The 20,866-nt window shown below is 60.5% G+C and carries 20 protein-coding genes; 11 read left to right on the forward strand and 9 right to left on the reverse strand.

Going from position 1 to position 20,866, the window contains the following annotated elements; translation table 11 throughout:
• The first annotated feature begins 6 nt into the window (after window positions 1–6).
• Window positions 7–1,866 (forward strand): ABC transporter ATP-binding protein, encoded by a 1,860-nt coding sequence (locus HNH97_RS00515; RefSeq protein WP_171789462.1) that lies wholly within the window; start codon window positions 7–9, stop codon window positions 1,864–1,866.
• A gap of 40 nt (window positions 1,867–1,906) precedes the next feature.
• Here the strand turns inward: HNH97_RS00515 and HNH97_RS00520 are convergent, their stop codons facing one another.
• The 6 genes from HNH97_RS00520 to HNH97_RS00545 form a co-directional block, all read right to left on the reverse strand.
• Window positions 1,907–2,842, reverse strand: a complete 936-nt coding sequence (locus tag HNH97_RS00520; protein WP_171789463.1) for an AEC family transporter — start codon at window positions 2,840–2,842, stop codon at window positions 1,907–1,909.
• A gap of 120 nt (window positions 2,843–2,962) precedes the next feature.
• Window positions 2,963–3,988 (reverse strand): L-glyceraldehyde 3-phosphate reductase, encoded by a 1,026-nt coding sequence (gene mgrA, locus HNH97_RS00525; RefSeq protein WP_171789464.1) that lies wholly within the window; start codon window positions 3,986–3,988, stop codon window positions 2,963–2,965.
• A gap of 95 nt (window positions 3,989–4,083) precedes the next feature.
• On the reverse strand, window positions 4,084–4,257 hold the full coding sequence (locus HNH97_RS00530) for a hypothetical protein (protein ID WP_171789465.1): 174 nt from the start codon (window positions 4,255–4,257) through the stop codon (window positions 4,084–4,086).
• A gap of 554 nt (window positions 4,258–4,811) precedes the next feature.
• Window positions 4,812–5,666, reverse strand: a complete 855-nt coding sequence (locus HNH97_RS00535; protein ID WP_390669621.1) for a transporter — start codon at window positions 5,664–5,666, stop codon at window positions 4,812–4,814.
• 644 nt (window positions 5,667–6,310) lie between these two features.
• Complete coding sequence (locus HNH97_RS00540) at window positions 6,311–7,093, reverse strand: sulfotransferase family protein (RefSeq protein WP_244949158.1); 783 nt, start codon at window positions 7,091–7,093, stop codon at window positions 6,311–6,313.
• Between the two features lie 689 nt (window positions 7,094–7,782).
• Window positions 7,783–8,568, reverse strand: coding sequence for an alpha/beta fold hydrolase (locus HNH97_RS00545; protein ID WP_171789467.1), 786 nt, complete (start codon window positions 8,566–8,568; stop codon window positions 7,783–7,785).
• Window positions 8,569–8,671: 103 nt separating this feature from the next.
• Here HNH97_RS00545 and HNH97_RS00550 point away from each other — a divergent pair, with 103 nt between their 5' ends.
• The 3 genes from HNH97_RS00550 to HNH97_RS00560 all read left to right on the forward strand — a co-directional run bounded on the left by HNH97_RS00550 (window position 8,672) and on the right by HNH97_RS00560 (window position 11,223).
• On the forward strand, window positions 8,672–9,475 hold the full coding sequence (locus HNH97_RS00550; protein WP_244182258.1) for an IclR family transcriptional regulator: 804 nt from the start codon (window positions 8,672–8,674) through the stop codon (window positions 9,473–9,475).
• 90 nt (window positions 9,476–9,565) lie between these two features.
• Window positions 9,566–9,964 carry a GlcG/HbpS family heme-binding protein gene (locus HNH97_RS00555; RefSeq protein WP_171789617.1) on the forward strand — a complete coding sequence of 133 codons (399 nt, stop codon included), beginning with the start codon at window positions 9,566–9,568 and terminating at the stop codon, window positions 9,962–9,964.
• A gap of 23 nt (window positions 9,965–9,987) precedes the next feature.
• Window positions 9,988–11,223 (forward strand): MFS transporter, encoded by a 1,236-nt coding sequence (locus HNH97_RS00560; protein ID WP_171789468.1) that lies wholly within the window; start codon window positions 9,988–9,990, stop codon window positions 11,221–11,223.
• 49 nt (window positions 11,224–11,272) lie between these two features.
• Here the strand turns inward: HNH97_RS00560 and HNH97_RS00565 are convergent, their stop codons facing one another.
• Window positions 11,273–11,854 (reverse strand): NADPH-dependent FMN reductase, encoded by a 582-nt coding sequence (locus tag HNH97_RS00565; RefSeq protein WP_171789469.1) that lies wholly within the window; start codon window positions 11,852–11,854, stop codon window positions 11,273–11,275.
• Between the two features lie 369 nt (window positions 11,855–12,223).
• Between HNH97_RS00565 and HNH97_RS00570 the strand changes: the two genes are divergently transcribed.
• The 5 genes from HNH97_RS00570 to HNH97_RS00585 all read left to right on the forward strand — a co-directional run bounded on the left by HNH97_RS00570 (window position 12,224) and on the right by HNH97_RS00585 (window position 15,130).
• On the forward strand, window positions 12,224–13,165 hold the full coding sequence (locus HNH97_RS00570) for a 2-hydroxyacid dehydrogenase (RefSeq protein ID WP_171789470.1): 942 nt from the start codon (window positions 12,224–12,226) through the stop codon (window positions 13,163–13,165).
• A gap of 60 nt (window positions 13,166–13,225) precedes the next feature.
• The gene (locus HNH97_RS00575; RefSeq protein ID WP_171789471.1) at window positions 13,226–14,353 is read left to right on the forward strand and encodes a lytic transglycosylase domain-containing protein; all 1,128 of its coding nucleotides are present in this window, start codon (window positions 13,226–13,228) and stop codon (window positions 14,351–14,353) included.
• A 61-nt stretch (window positions 14,354–14,414) separates the two neighbouring features.
• Window positions 14,415–14,687 carry a putative hemolysin gene (locus tag HNH97_RS00580; RefSeq protein WP_244949159.1) on the forward strand — a complete coding sequence of 91 codons (273 nt, stop codon included), beginning with the start codon at window positions 14,415–14,417 and terminating at the stop codon, window positions 14,685–14,687.
• Window positions 14,688–14,809: 122 nt separating this feature from the next.
• Window positions 14,810–14,941 (forward strand): hypothetical protein, encoded by a 132-nt coding sequence (locus HNH97_RS18120; RefSeq protein WP_261310337.1) that lies wholly within the window; start codon window positions 14,810–14,812, stop codon window positions 14,939–14,941.
• A gap of 15 nt (window positions 14,942–14,956) precedes the next feature.
• Window positions 14,957–15,130 (forward strand): hypothetical protein, encoded by a 174-nt coding sequence (locus tag HNH97_RS00585; RefSeq protein ID WP_167400356.1) that lies wholly within the window; start codon window positions 14,957–14,959, stop codon window positions 15,128–15,130.
• Window positions 15,131–15,195: 65 nt separating this feature from the next.
• Here the strand turns inward: HNH97_RS00585 and HNH97_RS00590 are convergent, their stop codons facing one another.
• On the reverse strand, window positions 15,196–16,242 hold the full coding sequence (locus tag HNH97_RS00590) for an aldo/keto reductase (RefSeq protein WP_171789472.1): 1,047 nt from the start codon (window positions 16,240–16,242) through the stop codon (window positions 15,196–15,198).
• Window positions 16,243–16,473: 231 nt separating this feature from the next.
• On the opposite strand from HNH97_RS00590, the gene HNH97_RS00595 reads away from it, so the two are divergent.
• Complete coding sequence (locus tag HNH97_RS00595) at window positions 16,474–17,241, forward strand: M15 family metallopeptidase (protein WP_171789473.1); 768 nt, start codon at window positions 16,474–16,476, stop codon at window positions 17,239–17,241.
• Window positions 17,242–17,353: 112 nt separating this feature from the next.
• On the opposite strand, the gene HNH97_RS00600 is transcribed toward HNH97_RS00595, so the two are convergent.
• Complete coding sequence (locus HNH97_RS00600; RefSeq protein ID WP_171789474.1) at window positions 17,354–19,051, reverse strand: alpha-keto acid decarboxylase family protein; 1,698 nt, start codon at window positions 19,049–19,051, stop codon at window positions 17,354–17,356.
• Between the two features lie 391 nt (window positions 19,052–19,442).
• Between HNH97_RS00600 and HNH97_RS00605 the strand changes: the two genes are divergently transcribed.
• Entirely contained in the window at window positions 19,443–20,846 is a 1,404-nt protein-coding gene (locus HNH97_RS00605) for a carbohydrate porin (protein WP_265176142.1), read from the forward strand.
• Window positions 20,847–20,866 lie beyond the last annotated feature (20 nt).

A 20,866-nucleotide genomic window follows, 5' to 3' on the forward strand; every position in this document is an offset into this window, starting at 1 on the left:
CCGGTCTTGCCTGATAAGTCTGCCTCCCGAACGCATCGGTCCGATGCAGGTCCATCATGGCGCACATGGCTGTCGCGGCGTTTCGGGGTGTACGGCCACCTTCCGCGCATGTTCCGGCAGTTGTGGCAATGCAGCCCTGCCCTGACACTGGCCAGCATGGGACTGCGCCTGATACAGGCGATCCAGCCACCGCTCGCACTTTATGTCGCGAAACTGATTGTCGATGGGGTCATACATCTCGGCGGACATGCACGGGACCGTGCGGGGGCGGATCATCTGGAACTCTGGCTGGCGGTGGAATTCGGGCTGATCATCCTGTCGGACCTGACATCGCGTGCGGTGGCCCTTGTCGATGGCCTGCTGAACGAACGCTATATCAACGCCGTCAGTATTGCGCTGATGGAACATGCGGCGACGCTGGACCTTGCGCAGTTTGAATCCAGCGAACTGCAGGACCTGCTGGAACGTGCCCGCCGGCAGGCATCGGGGCGCAACAACCTGCTGGTGCAACTGTTCAATATCGGCCAGACGGCGCTGACGGCCATCACGCTGGTCATCGGCGTTGTCGCCTTTGCCCCGTGGATGGTCCTGATCCTGATTGTCGGCCTGCTGCCCGCTGCCGCCGGGGAGGCCCGCTTCAATGCCGAGGCCTATCGCCTGATGCGGGCGAAAACCGCGGAACGGCGGGAAATGGAATATCTGCGCAGCATCGGGGCCAGTGCGGAACATGCCAAGGAAATCAAGCTGTTCGGGCTGGGCGGTTTCCTCGTGGGGCGTTTCCGCGCGGCGGCGGCCACCGTCCTTGAACAGAACCGCAGGCTTGCCGTGCGCCGTTTTGGGTGGAGCAGCCTGTTCGCCGCCATCGGGTCCGTGACCTATTACGGTGTCTATGTCGTGATCGTGCATGACACGGTGCGCGGGCAGTTCTCGGTCGGGGACCTCACGTTCCTATCGGGATCGTTCCTGCGGCTGCATGGCCTGCTGTCCAGTCTGCTGCTCGGCATTACGCAGACAGCGGGACAGGCGCAGTATCTTGATGATTTCTTCGCCTTTCTCGACCTGCGCCCGGTCATCATGTCCCCGGTTGCGACACGCCCGTTTCCATCGCCGATCCGCCATGAAATCCGCTTTCGCGATGTCGGGTTCCGGTATCCGGGCACGGACCGCTGGGCGCTGCGGCATCTGGACCTGCGCATCGCGGCGGGGGAAACTGTGGCGCTGGTGGGGGAAAATGGCGCGGGCAAGACGACCATCGTCAAGCTGCTGACGCGCCTGTACGATCCCGATGAGGGAGAGATCACGGTCGATGGCGTGTCGTTGCGCGACATGGACCTTGATGACCTGCGTGCCCATATCGGGGTCATTTTTCAGGATTTTGTCCGCTACAGCCTGACGGCGGCGGAAAACATCGCCGTCGGGCGTATCGGGGCACTGTCGGATTCCGCGCGGATCACGGCCGCCGCGCGCGAAGGACTGGCCGATGGGGTGGTTGAAAAACTGCCGCTGGGATACGACCAGCCCCTTGGCAAGCGGGTGGCGAAAGGACGCGACCTGTCCGGTGGGGAGTGGCAGAAGATCGCCATTTCACGCGCCTATATGCGCGATGCCGACCTGCTGATCCTTGATGAACCGACATCCGCGCTTGATGCGCGGGCGGAGGCCGATGTCTTTGAACGCATGCGCGCCCTGCGCCATGGCAAGGCCGCGCTGGTGATTTCCCACCGTTTTTCGACCGTGCGGACTGCGGACCGCATCGTGGTGCTGGAACATGGGCAGGTGCTGGAATCCGGCACGCATGACGAACTGCTGGCCCATGGCGGACGCTATGCCGAACTGTTTGCACTGCAGGCGGCGGGGTATCAGTAGGCGCGAAAACTTTACAATGACGCCGGCGATGATACGGGCCTCATTCCGTGCAGGCGATGAAGAACGTCATCGTCAGGACCGACAGGACCGCGCTGAGGAACAGGGTCGATGCGGCCTCACGCTCATCAACCCTGAAGCGGACGGCCAGGATCACCATCACGGTGCCAACCGGAATGGACAGCGCGAGCACCGCCGCACGGATCGTCTCGTGTGACATGCCGATCAGCACCATGATCCCCCACGAGACCGCAGGCACGAGGATGTTGCGCGCGGCCACCGTCATGACGACGGGCAATGTGATGGATACACGCTGTGCAAACAGCACGATCCCCGACGCAAACAGCGCCACACCCGCCGCCGCATTGCCAAGCAGGCCGAGCGAGTCCAGCAGCGTCCCGGGAAGATGCATATCCATCACCACCAGCATCGTCGCCGCGATCGGCGCCCAGACGATCGGTTCCTCCAGCGAGGAGATGATCTGCCTGCGGATCCCCGGCGGGGCCGCGATCCCCGCACTTGCATTCTTTGCCAGCAGCATGAAACAGAGCGGTGTCTGCACCAGCACCATGGCAAACACCGCGGCCGAAATGGCGACGGTGGCGCTGCTATGCCCGATCAGTGGCGGCAGCATGGCCGAACCGATGAAGGGGACGGACGGCGCGCCAATCGCCAGTCCCTGCAGCGTCGCACCCGACGCATCACGCCGGAACACATGCCGCGACATCAGATAGGCCACGACAAAACTGCCGCACATCAGCAGGAAGACACAGGCCGCAAGGGGCACCTGCTGCGCCAGGATTGCGCGTGGCGTCCTGGTGATGCCCACGAACAGGTTCAGCGGGAACGCATACAGCATGACCATCCGGTTGAGGGTGGAGACCTGCTCCCCATCGAAATCCTTATGCCAGCCTGCCCGGTAACCAAGGGAAAACACCAAGATGAGTGGCAGCATCGCGGCAAGTATGTTTGAAAGCATGCAGTCGTAAGTCCCGTGATATACAAGGCAGGGCCGCAGGTGTCCTGACGTCCCCGTAACGTTTTACAGTACGGGCGTGATTATGGAACAGGGATGGGGCCACCGCACCGTCATCGCGGGTCAGAGGGCGCTGACACTGCGCCACAGGTCGATCTTTCCGTCCCGGGCGTACTGGTCGATCCGGTTCAGTTCATCCGTGGTGAAATGCAGGTTCTTCAGCGCATCAAGCGAATTGTCCAGTTGCGCCACGGTACGCGCGCCGATCAGCGCGGATGTCACCCGCGGGTCACGCAGCACCCACGCAATGGCCATCTGCGCCAGACTCTGTCCCCGTTGCGCCGCAAGGTCATTGAGCGCCCGTACATGGGCAAGGTTTTCCTCCCCCAGCATCCCGGGACTGAAGGAGGTGCCTTTTGTCGCGCGGGACTGATCGGGAACGCCGTGGAGGTATTTGTCCGTCAGCAGCCCCTGCGCCAGCGGCGAAAAGGCGATGCATCCCACGCCAAGTTCCGCCAGCGTGTCGAGCAGCGAGACCTCCACCCACCGGTTCAGCAGGGAATATGATGGCTGGTGGATCAGCAGCGGCACGCCTTGCGCCTTCAGGATTGCCGCAGCCTCACGCGTGCGTTCCGGGCCGTAGGAGGAAATGCCGACATACAGCGCCTTGCCCTGACGCACCATCTGCACCAGCGCGCCCATTGTCTCCTCAAGCGGGGTATCGGGCGACGGACGGTGGGAATAGAAGATATCGACGTAATCAAGGCCCATGCGACGCAGGCTCTGATCCAGCGAGGCCAACAGGTATTTGCGCGATCCCCCCACCCCGTAAGGGCCGGGCCACATGTCCCATCCCGCCTTGGAGGAGATGACCATCTCGTCACGATGGGCGGCGAAATCCTTTTTCAGGATCTCGCCGAAATTTTCTTCGGCGGAGCCATAGGGCGGGCCGTAATTGTTCGCCAGATCGAAATGCGTGACCCCACGGTCGAATGCCCGGCGGATGACCGCACGGCCCGTTTCGAACACATCGACCCCACCGAAATTCTGCCATAACCCTAGGGAGATCGGCGGCAGATCAAGCCCGGAACGGCCGCAACGCCGGAAACCGGCCTGTTCATAACGGTGTGTGTCAGGAACCCATGTCATATTTTCTGCCCCCGTGGTCAATTATTCGTAGTCCATTACCGGACGGTCCACGATATACGCCAGTGACCGGGACGGCAAAGGGAGGACGATCGCATCTACTCCCATTCCCCCCCCAGAAACAGGGGGCAATCCTGCGCGCCGGTACCGATCCCGCTGGTTCCGGCGGTAATCTCGCTCCAGATCGCGCCTTCGCGCAGTTCCAGCCTGAGACATGCGTCATCAGTATTACGGACCAGAATGATGGCGTCCCGATCGGTCCGTAGGATCATCAGGCCCACCCCTCGCACAAGGCCGAACAGGCGGCGCATTTCAGGTATGTCGGTTTTCAGAAGATTTGTGAAACAGACAGCAACATGTCGGAATTCCGCCCCGGACAGGACATCGGTCCTCTATCCCTGCGGCGGGTCCATATTGTGGGACGAGGCACAGTGCTGTCAGGATTTGGCGACCTTGCTCGTGCTCGACATTCGCAGCAACTGCTTCGGGACGATGGGGCCCCTGCGCCTTTCACAGGCCATGCGGATCTTGGTTCATGGCCTGTACATCAGGTCATGCGCGATGCATGGGTATAAAAGCGTGATTTTCCTGTACAGGTCCATTTGCTCATGGAATATCCCGCCTTCCATTATAGGCATGGAGGCACTTGTCTCATATTTTCCATCAATCCTGTATCAACTTGCCGAGATACGGGTGTCATTGCCTGCTGGCGCGACGTGGCTGCCGGATTGCACCATGGATGGAAATAAATGTCACAGGATATGGAAAAGACGAACCATGCCCACGCCATTACGGGAATGACGGATGCCAGCGCAGGACCCTTCATTTACCATAGATAGACGAATTTGACGTAATAGGCATTGCTTTCGGGAACATTGCGCCCGTCCACGGAATGGGAGTAGCGGGTGGTAAAGGATAGGTGCTGCGAAATATTGAACATCACCCCGGCGCCAAGCGTGATTTCACGGCTGTTGGAATCATCCAGATACTGTCGTGCGGTATTGTCATACGTTCCCTTGACGTTCTGCCAGTCAAGGGCAAGGAACGGCTCGAACAGATGCGTCGCCTTCCAACTGAAACGCAGGTTGGTGTAGAATACGACACCGGGGTTATAGCTATGCTGTCCCTTCTGGTGTTTTGCCGCCCCGGCGACCGTTCCGGCATCCCCGTCGAAGCTGAAATGTTTCCATTCATAATCGAAGATGAAGCTGGAAATGTTTGACCAGTAATTGGGCGATGTCGCATCGCGCGTGCCCACTGCGGTCTGCATGAAGGTCTGGATGCCGAAAGTACTGTGCCTGTTGGGCTTGAACCATGCGGCAGGACCGACAATCGTGGGGCCAAGCCCGCCGTAATTGGTGCCATTCGCCAGGCTGTAGCTTTCCGTCTGGATCAGTTCGAATGCGAACCCTACATGCGGGATGGCGGCGAAACTGCGGAAATGCACGTATTTCGTCATGCCCGCCCATGTATGGCTGCCGCCATTGGCATGCCGTTGTCCGTCGCTGTTATAGGAACTGCCGGCCGCATTCCCGTCGCCATATTGCACGAGCACATTGAATGGCTTGAAATCAACCGGAAGGTCATATTCATGCGGACCGATGATCCCGAGGGTAACGTCGGCGGCCCTTGCGGAGCGCGCGCCGAAGATAACGACGGACATCAGTGCGTAACGGAGCATGGCACGGGGCCATGCCGACCTTTCTGTATGATGCATGGGGACGTTTCCATGATGCAGCACGGTCGCGGGAATGATGCCCGGCACCCGAGCAGGTTATTGTTGTTTATTTATTTTTATCCTGCACACCGTCGAGTGTATAGGCGATGATGTAATCACCACTTCGCGCGCTCAGTTCACCATGACCGCTTGTGGCAATCACGACATATTGCTTTCCATTTATTTCATACGACATCGGCGTTGCCTGACCGGCCGCCTGCGGGCAGGTGCTCTCCCGTCACGATGTCCAGCGCGATGGTCGCGGACGACGCGTGCCGCCCCAGTAGTGGGGACATAGACCAGCCCGAGGTTGAGGTCCGCCGTATAGACGTGGCCAGACAGAACTTTCCCTCTACCACAAGCGAGCGCATCACTCTTCAGCATGAAAATCTGAAGAAACGCCGCGCGATATCATGATTTATTCACAGAGTTTTGTGGTTGGAAAACCAGACTGTCTTATTCCTGAGACAATCCGGCAGCAACTTTCGGCATGACCGGGGAAGCATCATCCCGACGCTGCTGCCTCACCACGCTTTGCACCGCCCATGCGGGACGGTGTGGGCATACCTGCGGATACCGGTCGTTTTGCGGCAGGACGTGGACAGTTCCTATCGGAACCTGTCGGCCTCTTTGACGCTGCGGTCATAAAGGACAGCATCCTGCCGGTATAGCGCATGGATGCGTGCCGTCTGGCGTGCTGTCAGGGCAACGTCCTGACTGGTGCTTTCATTCAGATGCCGGATGGGCACGTCGCGGAATGCCGGCAGGATCCTGTGCAGGTTCGTGACAGCCTGCATGGGAACCAGATGATCCACCAGAAGACGATCCGAGCGGTCATTTACATACCAGGACTGCGGACGGAAAATATGGTCCATGTCATAGACCGAACGGGCATTTTCGACATGATCGAGCGCATCGTCCACCGAACGGAAATTCATGTAGCGTTCGCGAAAGGTGTCAACGACCTGCCGGTGCCGTCCTCCGCCCGCCCGGGCGTAACAGTAGGAAGACACGAAACGCGCGACAGGATCGCGCATGATGGCGACACTGGGCAGCCTGCGAAGGGCCGCCGGTGCGGTCGTGGCAAAGAAATGCATTGTTTCATGCAGCATGGGACGACCATAAAGCGCCGTCGCAATCGAGGTCCCCGCATTTTTGGGCACATGGATGAACAGCACGCCACGCTGCGCGATCAGTTGCATCCGTGCCCGACGCTTGCGCCCATGGGGAATATAGAGCCCATGATCCGCCGCCCATTCATGAAAGTCCGAAGGAAGCTGAAAGCCCATCCTGCGCGTCAGGGAATGAAACAGGGTCTGGGGCAATGCGGACTGAGAAACCCTGTGTCGTGGATTTACCGAACATTCCGACGTGGGGCTGTCAGTACTCATGTGATATGGCGATCTCTTGCTGGAATGAAATCCGGAAAGAAATGTTCCGGAGACAGAAAAAACCTATCACACGTCCGGATAAAATCGAGCCCCAGGCAACGCCCTGTTACTTTATTTTGCACAAAAATTACATGACAGAACCAATCTGGTACGCTTGACCACCATGGATTCTGACATAATTTGAAATCTATATTTTGAAATATTATCCCTGCCCCAAGATTATGGTCAGGGAAGCCGTTTTTCATTATCCTGTAATGTCAACTGCATTTTGCAGCGCTTTTCCCCATGGCAGGAAATGGCCGGGGCCTGCGTCCGTCCATCAAGTTCAGGACCGACAGGGCCATGTCGTGCAATCTCCCGGCGTCCCCTTGCGTCATGGACGTTGGATCAGGGACGGGCGCCCGATCATATCGGCTTTCGCGGAAACGGCCTGATTTTCCGGGATGTCCATGGCGGGGACACCCGTGTATTCATACGAAGCGGCAGGCGACATATCCGGCAATGTAAAGACATGCAATGACTGTCTTGCCTGCCGCTGTACTGTCGCATCCGACCTGTATGCACCATGACCGCCTGCATGGAAAAACGGTCATGTGCGATAATATCAAAGCCCGATTATGGATGCTGCGGAGATGACGGTGCCGTACCCGCCATCACCGCAACGCACATTCCGCCAGGCCTTCCCTTCCCTACGCCGCTTCCAGAAACTGCTGCATCAGGTGCAGGAATTCCGCTGGGGCCTGCGCATGCACCCAGTGACCGGCGTTGGGTATGATCTCTAGTTGGTAATGGGGAAAGAGTTTTCGCATCATGGGATAGCTGGCCGGCTGGATATATCGTGACTGCCCGCCGGCGATAAACAGCGTCGGGCCATCATAATGTATGCCTGCCGCCAGTGTCGGCCATCCGACGATCGCGGGCATGGACCGGGCGATTTCGTGAATGCCGATATTCCAGTGCGGATGTCCCCCCAGATCAAGGTTCATCATCATCAGGTCACGCACCGGCTTTTCCGCGATATCATGGGCCAGCAGCGCATCCGCCCCGGCCCGGTCCAGAAAATCAGGCAGCGGCAGGTCGGCCATCTTCGCAGCCAGGTGCTGCGACTGTGCCAGCCCACCCTGCGCCGGGGCGATATCGGCAACCAGCAGGGAATGTACGTCCGCGGGGAACGACAGGGCCAGCATCATCGCCGTCTTCCCCCCCATCGAATGGCCCACAATCGTGGCAGGCAGCGCATCGTGGGCCGACAGTGTCTCATGCACATCGGCGGCAAGCGTGGGATAGTCCATCATCCCATGGGGGCTTTGCCCATGGTTGCGCAGGTCAAGCGCCAGCGTCCGCCGCGTGGCCGCGATACGTCGCTGGAAAAACCCGAAATTGCGCCCACGCCCGAACAGGCCATGCAGGAAAACGACAGGAGGCCGTGAAAGGTCACCATTTTCCGGACCCAGTTCAATCGTATTGAGCAACATGGACAAGCAAACTCCGTTTTTCCATCTGGCCTGACTGCCTATCCTAGGGTAATCGGCCCCATGCCGCCTGTCATAACTTTGTGGGGATGCGCCGGGCCCGGAATTGACCGCGAAATCCGGGTATGTTCCGCTGTGCCACACGTCTCGATCTGCGCCGGATGGCGGGGAATACACCGTGGAAAACACGCCGAAACTGATCCAGTCCATCGAACGCTCCGCCGCCATCCTGGAAATTATCGCCCAGGAAGGCGGCGCGGCAAGGCTCCAGCGGATCGCAAGCATTGCCGGGATCGGCAAGACCACGGTACACAATATCCTCCAGACACTGGACCAGCTTGGCTATGTGCAGCGCCGGGCGGGCGACGTGCGCTACCATCTTGGGGGACGCATCCTGAATCTTGCGCGCATTGCGGGCGACGACAATACGCTGCGCGCGCGCCTGCGGCCAATGCTCGACGCCATTGCCCGTGAAAGTGGCGCGACCGCATGGCTTGCGGTGCCCAGCGGGGACGAGGCCACCTACCTTGACATCGTGGACGTTGCGAACCCGGCGATGGTCACATCGGGGATCCGCCGCCGCGAACGGCTCGAGGGATCGGCCGTGGGACTGGTGTTCCTTGCCTTTGTCCCGGGACTGGGCAAGCGCGTGCTGGCCACCCGCGCCAACGCACTGGACGAGGATATCCGCACCCAGATCGAGGCCGTCAGGACGCGGGGCTATGCGCTGGACCTCGAGGCCTACCAGTCCGGCCTGAACGGTGTCGCCATCCCGTGGCGCGAAAATGGCGAGGTACGGGCCAGCATCTGCCTGACGGGGTCCGCGGCACAGTTTCCCCGTCCCAGGCTGACGCGCATGGCCTGGATGATGATGCGGCACGCCGAATGTATCGCCGTTCAACAATGCTGAATAAACGGATTTTATGGTATCCGGCAGGTTCCCACGTCGAAGGGGGCGGCTATTGTGCATTTTTTATTCACAACAGCGGTCATGGGCATGATGAAACTGTCTTCTGCTAAACTGATACTGGATACCGCACTGGCCGAGGCGCAGAAGCGTGGCGTCAGCGTCTGCATTTCCATCGTCGATGCGGCCGCATGGCCCGTGGCCTTCGTACGCATGGACGGCGCGCCGCTTGGCGTCATAGATGTCAGCAACAAGAAGGCGCGCACGGCGGTACTGTTCCAGATGGACAGCGCGGATTTCGCCAAAGTGGCCCATCCCGACGCTGGCGCCTATACGCTGGAGAACACCAATGGCGGCCTGACCAGCTTTGGCGGCGGCGTGGTGCTGAAGGCGGCGGATGGCACGCTGCTGGGCGGGATCGGTGTCTCCGGCGCGGCCACGCAGGACGACATCGACATCGCCCGTGCCGCGGCAGATACCCTAACGGCCTGAATGGCCATTGCCAGGGAACCCTCATGACTACTGAAACCGCACCGCCACAGGGCAGCAACGGAATTGTCGTTTCCCCCCATGGAAGAACGGCGGCGCTGCTTACGCTGACATTCGGCACCTTCGTCGTTGGCACCGGAGAGTTTTCCATCATGGGAATGCTGCCGGAATTCGCGACGTCGCTCGGGCTTTCACCTGCGGATGCCGGGTATGCCATCACCGCCTATGCGCTTGGTGTGGTGGTTGGCGCGCCGCTGATCACCATTCTGGGCGCGCGCCTGTCGCGGCGTGAACTGCTTTTGCTGCTGCTGCTGCTTTTCTGCTTCGGCAATATCCTGAGTATCGTCATGCCCAGTCCCGGACTGGTGGAGGTCGCACGCTTCATCACCGGCCTGCCCCATGGCGCGCTGTTCGGGATTTCCGCGCTGGTTGCCGCCTCCATGGTTGAACGCTCCCGCCGGGGATGGGCGGTCGGGCGCATCCTGTCGGGCATTGCCATCGCGACACTGATCGGTGCGCCATTTTCGACCTTCGCCGCCGATCACATGGGCTGGCGGGTGGCCTACCTGATGATCGCCATTCTGGGCTTTGTCGTGTTCCTTGGGGTCTGGCGCTATATTCCCGCCGACCGGCCCAACCGTTCGAATTCTCCCCTGCGGGAGGTCACGGCGCTGAACAATATGCAGGTCCTTCTGACGCTGCTGACGGCGGCCATCGGGTTTGGCGGCATGTTCGCGATCTATACCTACCTGACCAGTGTCCTGCAGGACGTGACGCATGTGTCCGAATGGCTGGTCATGATATTCATGGTCATCTGGGGACTGGGCATGCTGGCGGGTGCGAATGTTGGCGCATGGATCGTGGATCGGAATCTTGACCTTGCGGCGATCCTCGCGCTGGCGGGCAGCGTGGTCGCCATGGTGGTCTTTCCTGCCCTGCTGCACAATACGGCCGGCCTGATGCTGGATGTCTTCCTCATCCCCGCCTTCGTCAATGCGCTGGGTCCCGCCCTGCAGACGCGACTGATGGATTTTGCCGGGGATGCGCAGACGCTTGCCGCCTCGCTCAACCATTCGGCATTCAACATCGCCAATGCGCTCGGGGCTTCGCTCGGCAGCGAGCTGCTGGCGTGGCATTACGGATATGGCTCCCTTGGCATGGGGGGCGCCCTTCTGTCGCTGGGGGGGCTTGCGGTCTACCTCCTTGCCGTGGCGATCCTGAAGAAACGCGGGGTTACCGAAGTCCGCGAACCGATTTCATGATGGGGTCCATGGGCCGCCATGTTGCAGGCCATGGACTTTCATCGTGATGTCAGGCCGTCGTGCGTGGCGACACCCTGCGCACGAGTGCCGCCAGCGCACCAAGCTGGCCACGCAGGAACTCCCGCGTGGCGGCATCCACAAGTTCCAGCGTCCGGGCATCGACCTTTCCCATCACCTGCCCGATCATTGCTTCGGGCCGGTTCAGTACATAGGCGTCAAGGAAAACAAGACTCTGGCGCAGGTGGTACTGTGCCCGCGCGCCACCGATCATGCCCGGCGAGGCCGTGATGATCGCCACAGGTTTTTCGGCCAGCGGTTGCGGGGACACGCGGGATAGCCAGTCGATCGCATTTTTCAGGACACCGGGGACGGAATAATTATATTCCGGCGTCACGATCACCACGGCATCCGCCGCTGCGATCTGTTGGGCCATTGCGGTGACGGCGGCGGGAAAGCCCTCCTCCTGCACGTCCTGGCTGTAATGGGGGAAATCGCCGATGGAACCCAGCGGTGTTACGCCAACCCCTTCCGGCGCGATCCCCGGCAGGGCGCGCGCCACCGCCGCGTTGAACGAAGCCTTGCGCAGGCTGCCCAGAAGGCTGACAAATTGCAGGGGGGCGGTTGTGGTCATCTCTACTCTCCTTGGAATGATGTCGGGGCCGATATGACGTGACTGCGCCTTCCGGCCGGAATGGGAGGTCATATGGAACCCGCCACAGGAACGCGGGAACGGACCGGATGGCTGTTTCCAACCCGATGGCTACGGGCATGCTTGTGACGTCGCGGGGTTTTCGCGTACATGCCTGTGCATGACAGATCCCTCTCCCCGGCAGGCCGGTTGCCTCCCTTTCCTGTCCCTGCAGCCTGCACTGCATCCATCGTTCCATGAAGGGTTCGGGATGGGACGCTGCGTTCCTTCAGCAGGACACGGCGTCCTTCGGCAGTCCGCCCCGTTCGCCCCGATGGACCTGACACATCTGACGGGAGGTTCCTGCCCGACATGGTGACATTGGCGGTTGCTGAAGGAAAACATGCTGATTTCCCAAGCTGGAAGCGTGCATTTTCCACCCTTGCCCCTGATCTGGATGTCATCTGGTGGGAAGACGCGCTCCAGACCCCCCAGAACGTGGAATATCTGCTGGTCTGGCAGCCGGAGCATGGGCTTGCCGCCCGTTTTGCCAATCTATGCGCGATATTATGTGTCGGTGCGGGGGTGGATCATCTGCTGGCGGACCCGCACTGGCCACATGACGTCCCGCTTGTGCGCATGGGGGGGCAGGAAACAGCCGCCCTGATGGAAGAATATGTGACATGGGCGTGCCTTTCGCTGTTGCGTGAAACCCGGACATGGGCATGGCAGCAGGAACGCAGGATCTTCCACCGCAAACTGGTGACCCGCACGGCCGCCACGACCACCGTCGGGATCATGGGAATGGGGCATCTGGGGACACAGGTGGCGCGACGACTGCGCGATTTCGGTTTCCAGGTGCGTGGATGGTCACGTCGGCGGCGGGAACTGGCAGGTGTCCGGTCGTTTGCCGGGCAGGCGGAACTGGCGGATTTCCTCTCCGGGGCTGATATCCTTGTCTCCCTCCTGCCCAACACCCCGCGGACCCGCGACATGATCGATGCGGATCTGCTGTCGCGCCTGCCGCGCGGCGCGGCGCTGGTGAATGTCGGCCGGGGGGAGCAGGTGTGCGAGGACGCCCTGCTTGCGGCACTTGGGCGCGGGCACCTTTCCGGTGCGGTGCTGGATGTCTTTCGTGAAGAGCCGCTGTCCCCCGATTCCGCGCTGTGGGACCATCCCGCCGTTACGATCAGCCCCCATGCCGCCTCCGAAGCCTCCCGCGCGGAACAGGCGGCCTATATGGTGCAGGTCATTCACGAAATCGAGCGGGGCGGAACGCCTGCCCTTCTCTACAACGCGGAGCGCGGATATTAGGAGAGGGCCGGACTGCGCCGTACCGGATCGCAGCCCCACAGGATGACGAGACATGCGCCAATGCTGAATGACCGTATGGGACTGCCGGCTGCCCTGATGCTGGGAATGATGCTGGGGCTGGGGGCATGCACCACCTCCCCGTCTGCAATACGGACATCGGTGGCCGGGGGGCAGCGCATCTATCATGCGCCGGGAACGGCGGATGATCCATGGGGACCATATATCCAGCAGGCCGCCCGCCAGTTTTCCGTGCCGGAAACATGGATCCGCGCCGTCATGCAGCAGGAATCCGGCGGCCAGCAATATATGGACGGGCAACTGACGACATCCAGCGCGGGCGCAATGGGCCTGATGCAGCTGATGCCTGAAACCTATGCCGAAATGCAGGCTCAATACGGCCTTGGGGGGGATCCGTATGACCCGCATGACAATATCATGGCGGGATCGGCCTATATCCGGCAGCTATATGACCGTTTTGGCGCGCCGGACTTTCTGGCGGCCTATAACGCCGGTCCCGGCAGGGTGGATCAATGGCGCAATAATGGCGATCCCCTGCCTGATGAGACGGTACAGTATGTCGCGGCAATCACGCCCAACCTCGGGATTGGCGCGTCTCCCGCCTCCTCCCCCACGCTGCTGGCGCGTGCGGACAGCGTGAACCCGGATGCCGCGTATGTTCCGCCCGCCGCCGCGATACCTGTCAGGACGGCGGATTCTCTGTCACGCACGGCGGATGGATGCCTGCGCAATGCCGATGCCGCCTATGACCCTGCCGCGCCCTGCCTGATGGATCAGGACACGCCGCATGATGACCGTGCAACCGATGGGCCGTCCATGGCAACCGGCACCGTCGCGATTGCCGATAGCGGCCCCCTGCCGGAAGCAGCCCCGGCCGGGGGGAGCATGGTCCATGCCGTCAGCTATACACCTGCCCAGACGGGACAGTGGGCGGTGCAGATCGGGGCATTTTCAACGGATATGGAGGCACGGCAGGCCCTTGACACGACGCGACGGATCATCGGGACCGGACATGTATCCCCTGCTGCGGTCGTGATGCCGGTCGCCGCTGCCAGCGGCATCCTCTACCGTGCCCGCTTCGTCGGATTTGCCGCCAGTGATGCCGCCCAGGCCTGTCAGATCCTGCATGAACACGCAATGGCGTGTCTGACTGTTCCCGCCCATGCGTGATGCGGCGGAATATGACGTCATCATGCGCAGGCTCGCCCCTCCTTGTGACAGGCAGGTGTCCATGAAACTGTTTCCCGGCCTCATGGCCGTTCTCCTTATTCTGGTTCTGGGCGGATGCGCGCGCCACAGGGGGCCTGCCCGCATGGCGGATCATGACACATCCTCCGACCGGTCCATCGGCATGCCCAACCCGGCTTCCGCCCACTGCATCAGGATCGGGGGGCGGCTGGAGCTGCGGAACACGGCAGGCGGAACGGTCGGGATCTGCCACCTGCCTGATGGGACCGAGATGGAGGAATGGGCCCTGTTCCGCAGGAATATGGCAACGCGATAGGCAGTAGCTGTTTTGTGATCCGCACCATGCGGTCCTGACCCCCTGCCCCCTCTTTTTTCCCGATACCACCCTGCCCATGTCCGGTGTGCCGGCGCAATGTGCGTTCCGGCAGGGAGGTTGCCATGAGAATGGGAACACATTACCGCCAACCGATCGGGCCGGGCGTACGTTCCGGTCGCAATGCCATGGATTTCCTCGGGATTGGCATTGTGGTGCTTACACTGCTCCTGTGGGTGGCGCTCACGCTGCTCTAGGCTGCGTGAAGCTTCATGATCCTGAAATCCTTTTCCCAAGTCAGGGAGGTTTCAATGTCCATGTATCTGCATCGTACCGTCCGTGGCACCGTTCCACGAACACGTGGCCTGGGCCGTTGGGATATTCTCGGCCCGGCCCTGCTTGCAACCGCGTTCGCCCTGTCCACGGCCCTTATCTTTTTTGAATGACAGGCGAAAGCCGCGAAGCCCGGCAGTCAGCATGCCGGGCTTCGCCTTGCGCCCGGAGATAGGGATCAGGGCGCGGGATTGGAATGGATCTGGTGGATTGCGTTGATTTCTGCCTCCAGTTCCGGGGTGATCTCCACATTGACCGATCCCAGGATGGTCGCAAGCTGTTCGATGCTGGTGGCGCCAATGATATTGGACGTGACAAACGGCCGTGACGTGACAAAGGCAATGGCCATCTGGACCGGGTCGATCCCTTTTGCGCGGGCAAGGTCGAGATAGGCGCGGATCGCAACGTCAACACCGGGTTTTTCATAACGCTGGCCACGATTGAACAGCGTCGTGCGCGCACCCGCCGGTCGTGCGCCATCAAGGTATTTCCCGGTAAGATACCCCTGCGCCAGCGGCGAATAGGCCAGCAGGCCGACCTTCTCCCGCATGGCGATTTCAGCCAGCCCCATTTCAAAGGTGCGATTGAGCAGGTTATACGCATTCTGGATCGACGCCACCCGTGGCGCGCCGGTTTTCGCACAGTCCAGATATTGCGAAACCCCCCATGGGGTCTCGTTCGAGACACCGACATGGCGGATCTTGCCCTCATTGACCAGATCCCCCAGCACGCCAAGCGTTTCGGCAATCGGAACCTCGTCTGCCTCCACTTTCGCGTCAAAGGTTGTCCCGCCCGCCCCGAACAGGCCGATGCGACGGTCCGGCCAGTGCATCTGGTAAAGATCGATATAATCGGTTCCCAGACGACGGAGCGACCCTTCTATCGCGTAGCGGATCTGCCGGGGGGTCAGGCGGGTTTCCTCGCCGCCGGGACGGAACCATGGCATGTTGCTGCGTCCGACGACCTTGCTGGCGATGACCACCCGGTCGCGACCCCCACGTGCCCGAAGCCAGCTTCCGACAATCGTTTCCGTCGCCCCATAGGTTTCAGCACGTGGCGGGATGGAATACAGCTCGGCCGTATCAATGAAATTGATGCCATGATCCAGCGCCAGGTCAAGCTGCGCATGCCCCTGTGCCTCGGTATTCTGTTGCCCGAATGTCATTGTCCCAAGGCAGATTTCACTGACCAGGATGCCGGTACGGCCAAGTTCTCTTTTCTTCATCCAAGAATCCATCGCTTGAAAACGGGTGGATGGCCACCGCGAAGGCCGCGGCAGCCCATGAGGGGGCAAAGTGTGGCAAGGGATCCGCCGTGACGCAACCATCATGCCCCTGCGGGCATGTCGGCAACCGGGCGCAACCCTGCCCGCCAGAGGCTGCTTGACAGATATTCTTTCCTACATTCCAATCATTTTCCTACCTCCCGCATGATCCTGCACAGGAAATCCCGACAGATGTTCCGATCGGCCTGCCTTGTTACGATATCGTTCTATTCCGTCCTGCAGGCAGCGAATGCAGCGCAGGCCCCCGCACCCGCCATATTCCACATCACCCCCAGCAGACCCGTGCCGGAACTGATGGAGCAGGCACTGAAGGCCACGCCCCCTGCCCCCACCGCGCAGGAAAAGAAGCCGGATCTTGTCGATCTTGCCAGCCTGTCGCCGGATTTTCATTTTGACGTACGCTACGCCACGGACCGGAACTTCATCGGCTATCCGGTCTATTCCTCATCCCATGCCTACATGGAACGTCCGGCGGCGCAGGCCCTGGTGCGCGTGCAAAAAGCGCTGCATGCGCAGGGATATGGCCTGCTGGTCTATGATGCCTATCGCCCGTGGTACGTCACGAAACTGTTCTGGGATGCGACGCCACCCGACAGGCACCAGTTCGTGGCTGATCCCGCCGCCGGGTCCATGCATAACCGGGGATGCGCGGTTGACCTTACGCTGTATGACCTGAAATCTGGGCAGGCCGTCCCCATGCCCAGCGGGTATGATGAAATGACACCGCGCGCCTATGCCGACTATACCGGCGGGACGAAAAGCGAGCGCGAAAACCGCGAGATCCTGCGCAAGGCCATGGCGCGGGAAGGTTTTACACAACTTCCCGAAGAATGGTGGCATTTCGATTACAAGGACTGGCGGGATTACCCCGTGCAGAATATCCGTTTCGAGGATATCGCGTCCTCCGAACCGCATGCAGGACATCCCGCATCACGATAGGGAAAGCCAACGACACCCCCTTGCGGAAACGTAAAGGCTTTGAAAGATGCCGCCTCTTTGGAGGAAAGGCGGCATCCGGACATTCCCTGTCCGTATCACTGATCGCGGGGTCTCAATCCGCCTTGCGCGGCGGGCGGGCATTGGCGGCGGCAACGCGACGTCCCCACGAAATCAGTTCACTGGTGCAGTCATCGCGCTCGATCTGACATTCGATCAGGGTGGGACCATCCTGGTTCTTCAGCGCCTTTGCAATCGCATCGGACAGTTCGCCCCCCGTCGTCGCGCGCAGGCCAAGGCCTTTTCCGTCCTCTGCATTGAAGGCGGACATCAGTCCGGCATAATCCCAGTTCTTGATGTTGTTATACGGCCCATCATGAATTTCGACCTCGATGGTATATCCCCTGTTATTTACAAGGAAGATGATAACGGGAAGCTTCAGGCGCACCATCTGCGCGACTTCCTGCGCCGTCAGTTGGAAGGACCCGTCCCCCACCATTGTAATGATCCGGCGTTCCGGTGACGCAACGGCATATCCGAATGTCGCGGGCACGGACCAGCCAATATGCCCCCACTGCATTTCCAGTTCCACGCGCGCCCCCTCGGGCAGGGTCATGCGCAATGCATTGAACCAGGAATCCCCGGTCTCCGCCACGATGGTGGTCTGTGGCGTAATCAACTGTGCGATCTGTCGCGCCATTTCCGCACGGACCAGCCTGTCGCCCGGGGCTGCGGCCGCAACGGGGGCGGATGGACGGACCACACGCTGGAATTCCTTCAGCGTGTCGGGCCGTGTGATCTCGCCCGACAGGCGCTGCGACAGGGCCGCCAGATAGTCCTTGAGGTGAATGCCATCAAACGTGCGTCCGTTGACATGCACATGATGCGGTTCGGCCAGCAGGACATTTTCCCCCTGCGGCCATGCCGTCCATCCGGCCGTCGAATAATCGTTGAACACCGGTGCAAGCGCGACAATCCCATCGGACCAGTCCATGATCTCCCGCACGCCCGCGCTGCTGGCATCCCCCCAATAGGTGCCGATGTAATGCGGGTCGTTTTCGGGATAGAAACTCTTGGCCGCCGCCATGGTCGCCACGGCGCATGACAGGGTTTTCCCCAACTGCAGGGCCGCATCCTCCGCCCCCGCCGCACGCAGTTTGCTGCCGATCAGGAGCGAGACCTTCTTGCGCGACGCAAGGAATTCCACCGACGCCGCAACCGCCGCTTCGAGTGTGTCCGGATCGCTGGGAACATCACGCAGCAGCGCGCTGACCGGCCCGGGCGGCGAACAGGGGGCGGCGGACACATTGCAGGCAATTTCGATATAGGCGGGTTTCTTCTCACGCAGCGCCGTGCGGATGGCATGGTCGATCAGGACCGGCGCCTCCTGCGCACTGGTGATGGAAACTGCCGCACATGTCAGGCGCTTTGCGATTTCAAGCTGGTATCCATAATCGGGCATGCCGATCGTGTGGTGCAGGATGTGGCCGCTGCCGATGTCATTCGAATTCGGCGCGCCCGAAATCAGGATGACCGGCAGGTTTTCGGCATAGGCCCCGCCAATCGCATTGAGTGCGGACAGTGCGCCGACGCTGAACGTGACCACGGCGGCCCCTGCCCCGTTGGCCCGGGCATAGCCTTCGGCGCTGAAACCGCAGTTCAGTTCGTTGCAGCAATAGACCTGCTTCAGGTCTGGTGTCGCAAGCAACTGGTCAAGCAGCACGAGGTTGTAATCCCCCGCGACCGCGAAATGATGTTTGAGGCCGATCTGGGCAAGGCGCGCCCCGAGGTAACGTCCGACAGTATAGGTCATGCTGGCTGCTTTCCATATGCGCGATGAATGACCAGCGCCGTGCCATGTGGCGTCATGGCATGGCACTGGTAAATCATAACAATTATCATCATGTTCCCAAGTATTTATCCTGAAGGCAATACCAGAATACGTATCACTGAGATTTTGAAACTCTCTAGGTAACGAAGGCGTCAATACCGTTTTCGTGTTTTGCTGACTCGCAAGATTGAATTTTAAAAACCGCGTCATGTTTTGCCTCATGGAAATAAGGAGGCGCGCCTCGACTGATGGTATATATGCATTATACGCAATCAGCATATCGTTTATATTCTGTTTGTGTTTCCTGTTACTGACACCATCTTTTGCAGACGAGCCTCTTTTGCAGCCCGCCCCTGCGGGACAGCAACCCTTGGTGCCCGCACCGGCGGACAGTAAGACCGGAAGTACGCCCGCGCCCGAAACCCCGGCAAAACATGCATCGGTTTCAACGCGCCTCAACACCATCTTCCGTACCGAAGGCCTGTCGATCCTCCTGACCAACCGCGAGGATGCATTGCGGGTGCGTGACCTATCGGCCGGATATTACGCATCGTCGGAGGCACCGGGCCACATCCTGCCTGAAATCAGCGATTTCCGTTCCCGCCTGCAGCGCAGGGGCATGACATTCCAGTTCACCTACAAGGGGGAGTCGATGGCGGATGTCGGGGGCGGCATTTCGCGAGGGATGGACTATGTCCATGAACTGACGCTGCAGACGCAGTTCGACCTTGGGAAACTGGTCGGTCTTGATGGGTGGACGATCCATACACTGCTGATGGAGCGTGTGGGGCGCGAGGTCTCGCACGACCGCGTGGGGGATTACAATATCAGCCTGATGGAGGTGTACAGCCTGTCGGGCCATTCGGTTGCGCACCTGACGGATATGTACGCGCAGAAATCCTTCCTGCACAACACGGTTGACCTGGCGTTCGGCCGCATGGCGCTGACGCATGTCTTTGCCACGTCGCCGCTGCTGTGCAGTTTCATGATGACCTGTTCCGCCCCCGTCGCCATCAAGCTTGATGCGGGGTTCAGCGTCTATCCCAAGGCGACATGGGGTGGCAGGGTGCGCCTGCGCCCCACGCGCGACACCATCGTGCAGGTCGGCGCCTACAGTGTCAGTCCCCTGAACGAGGATATCAGTGGCTGGGCCTGGGGGGGGGAGAAAAGCACGGGCCTCATGCTGCCGGTGGAGTTCACGTGGCAGCCCTTTTTCGGCCGCAGGAAGCTTGCGGGCCATTATGTCCTGGGCTTTGCGCACGATACCACGCGGTATTCCGACAATATTGGCTCCGTCCCGGTCGGCACCGCCCGGCCCCATTCCGGCGAGGCGCGCGATACCTTCTACCTCGAAGCCGATCAGATGCTGTACCGCAAGGGCGGCGCGAACCAGATGGCCGGTGGCTACATCCTTGGCGGATATATCCACAATACGCCCGATGTTTCGGTCATATCGGACGAATTCTATATCGGCTCTTCCCTGCTGGGCATCATTCCCCACCGTCCCCATGACCGTTTTGGCGTGATGTATTCGTATTACCGCATAAGCCCACGCACCGAACTGGGTGAACGGCTGCGCATGGATGCGGGCATGCCGCTGGGTGCGCATGTCAACGGCCCACAGACCCATGCCGCCGTGCTGGAAGCCTATTACGGGGTGCCGGTCTATCCCGGCATCCTGATCCAGCCGGAGTTCGAATACATGATGCGCCCCGATGAAACCTCCCACATTCCGAACGCCGAACTGGTGGGGCTGAAGGTCATCGGCACCCTGTAATTCCCCTTTCCCCTGGCACA

The sequence above is a fragment of the Gluconacetobacter entanii genome, assembly GCF_013155425.1.
In the GTDB taxonomy this organism is placed as follows: Bacteria; Pseudomonadota; Alphaproteobacteria; order Acetobacterales; family Acetobacteraceae; genus Novacetimonas; species Novacetimonas entanii.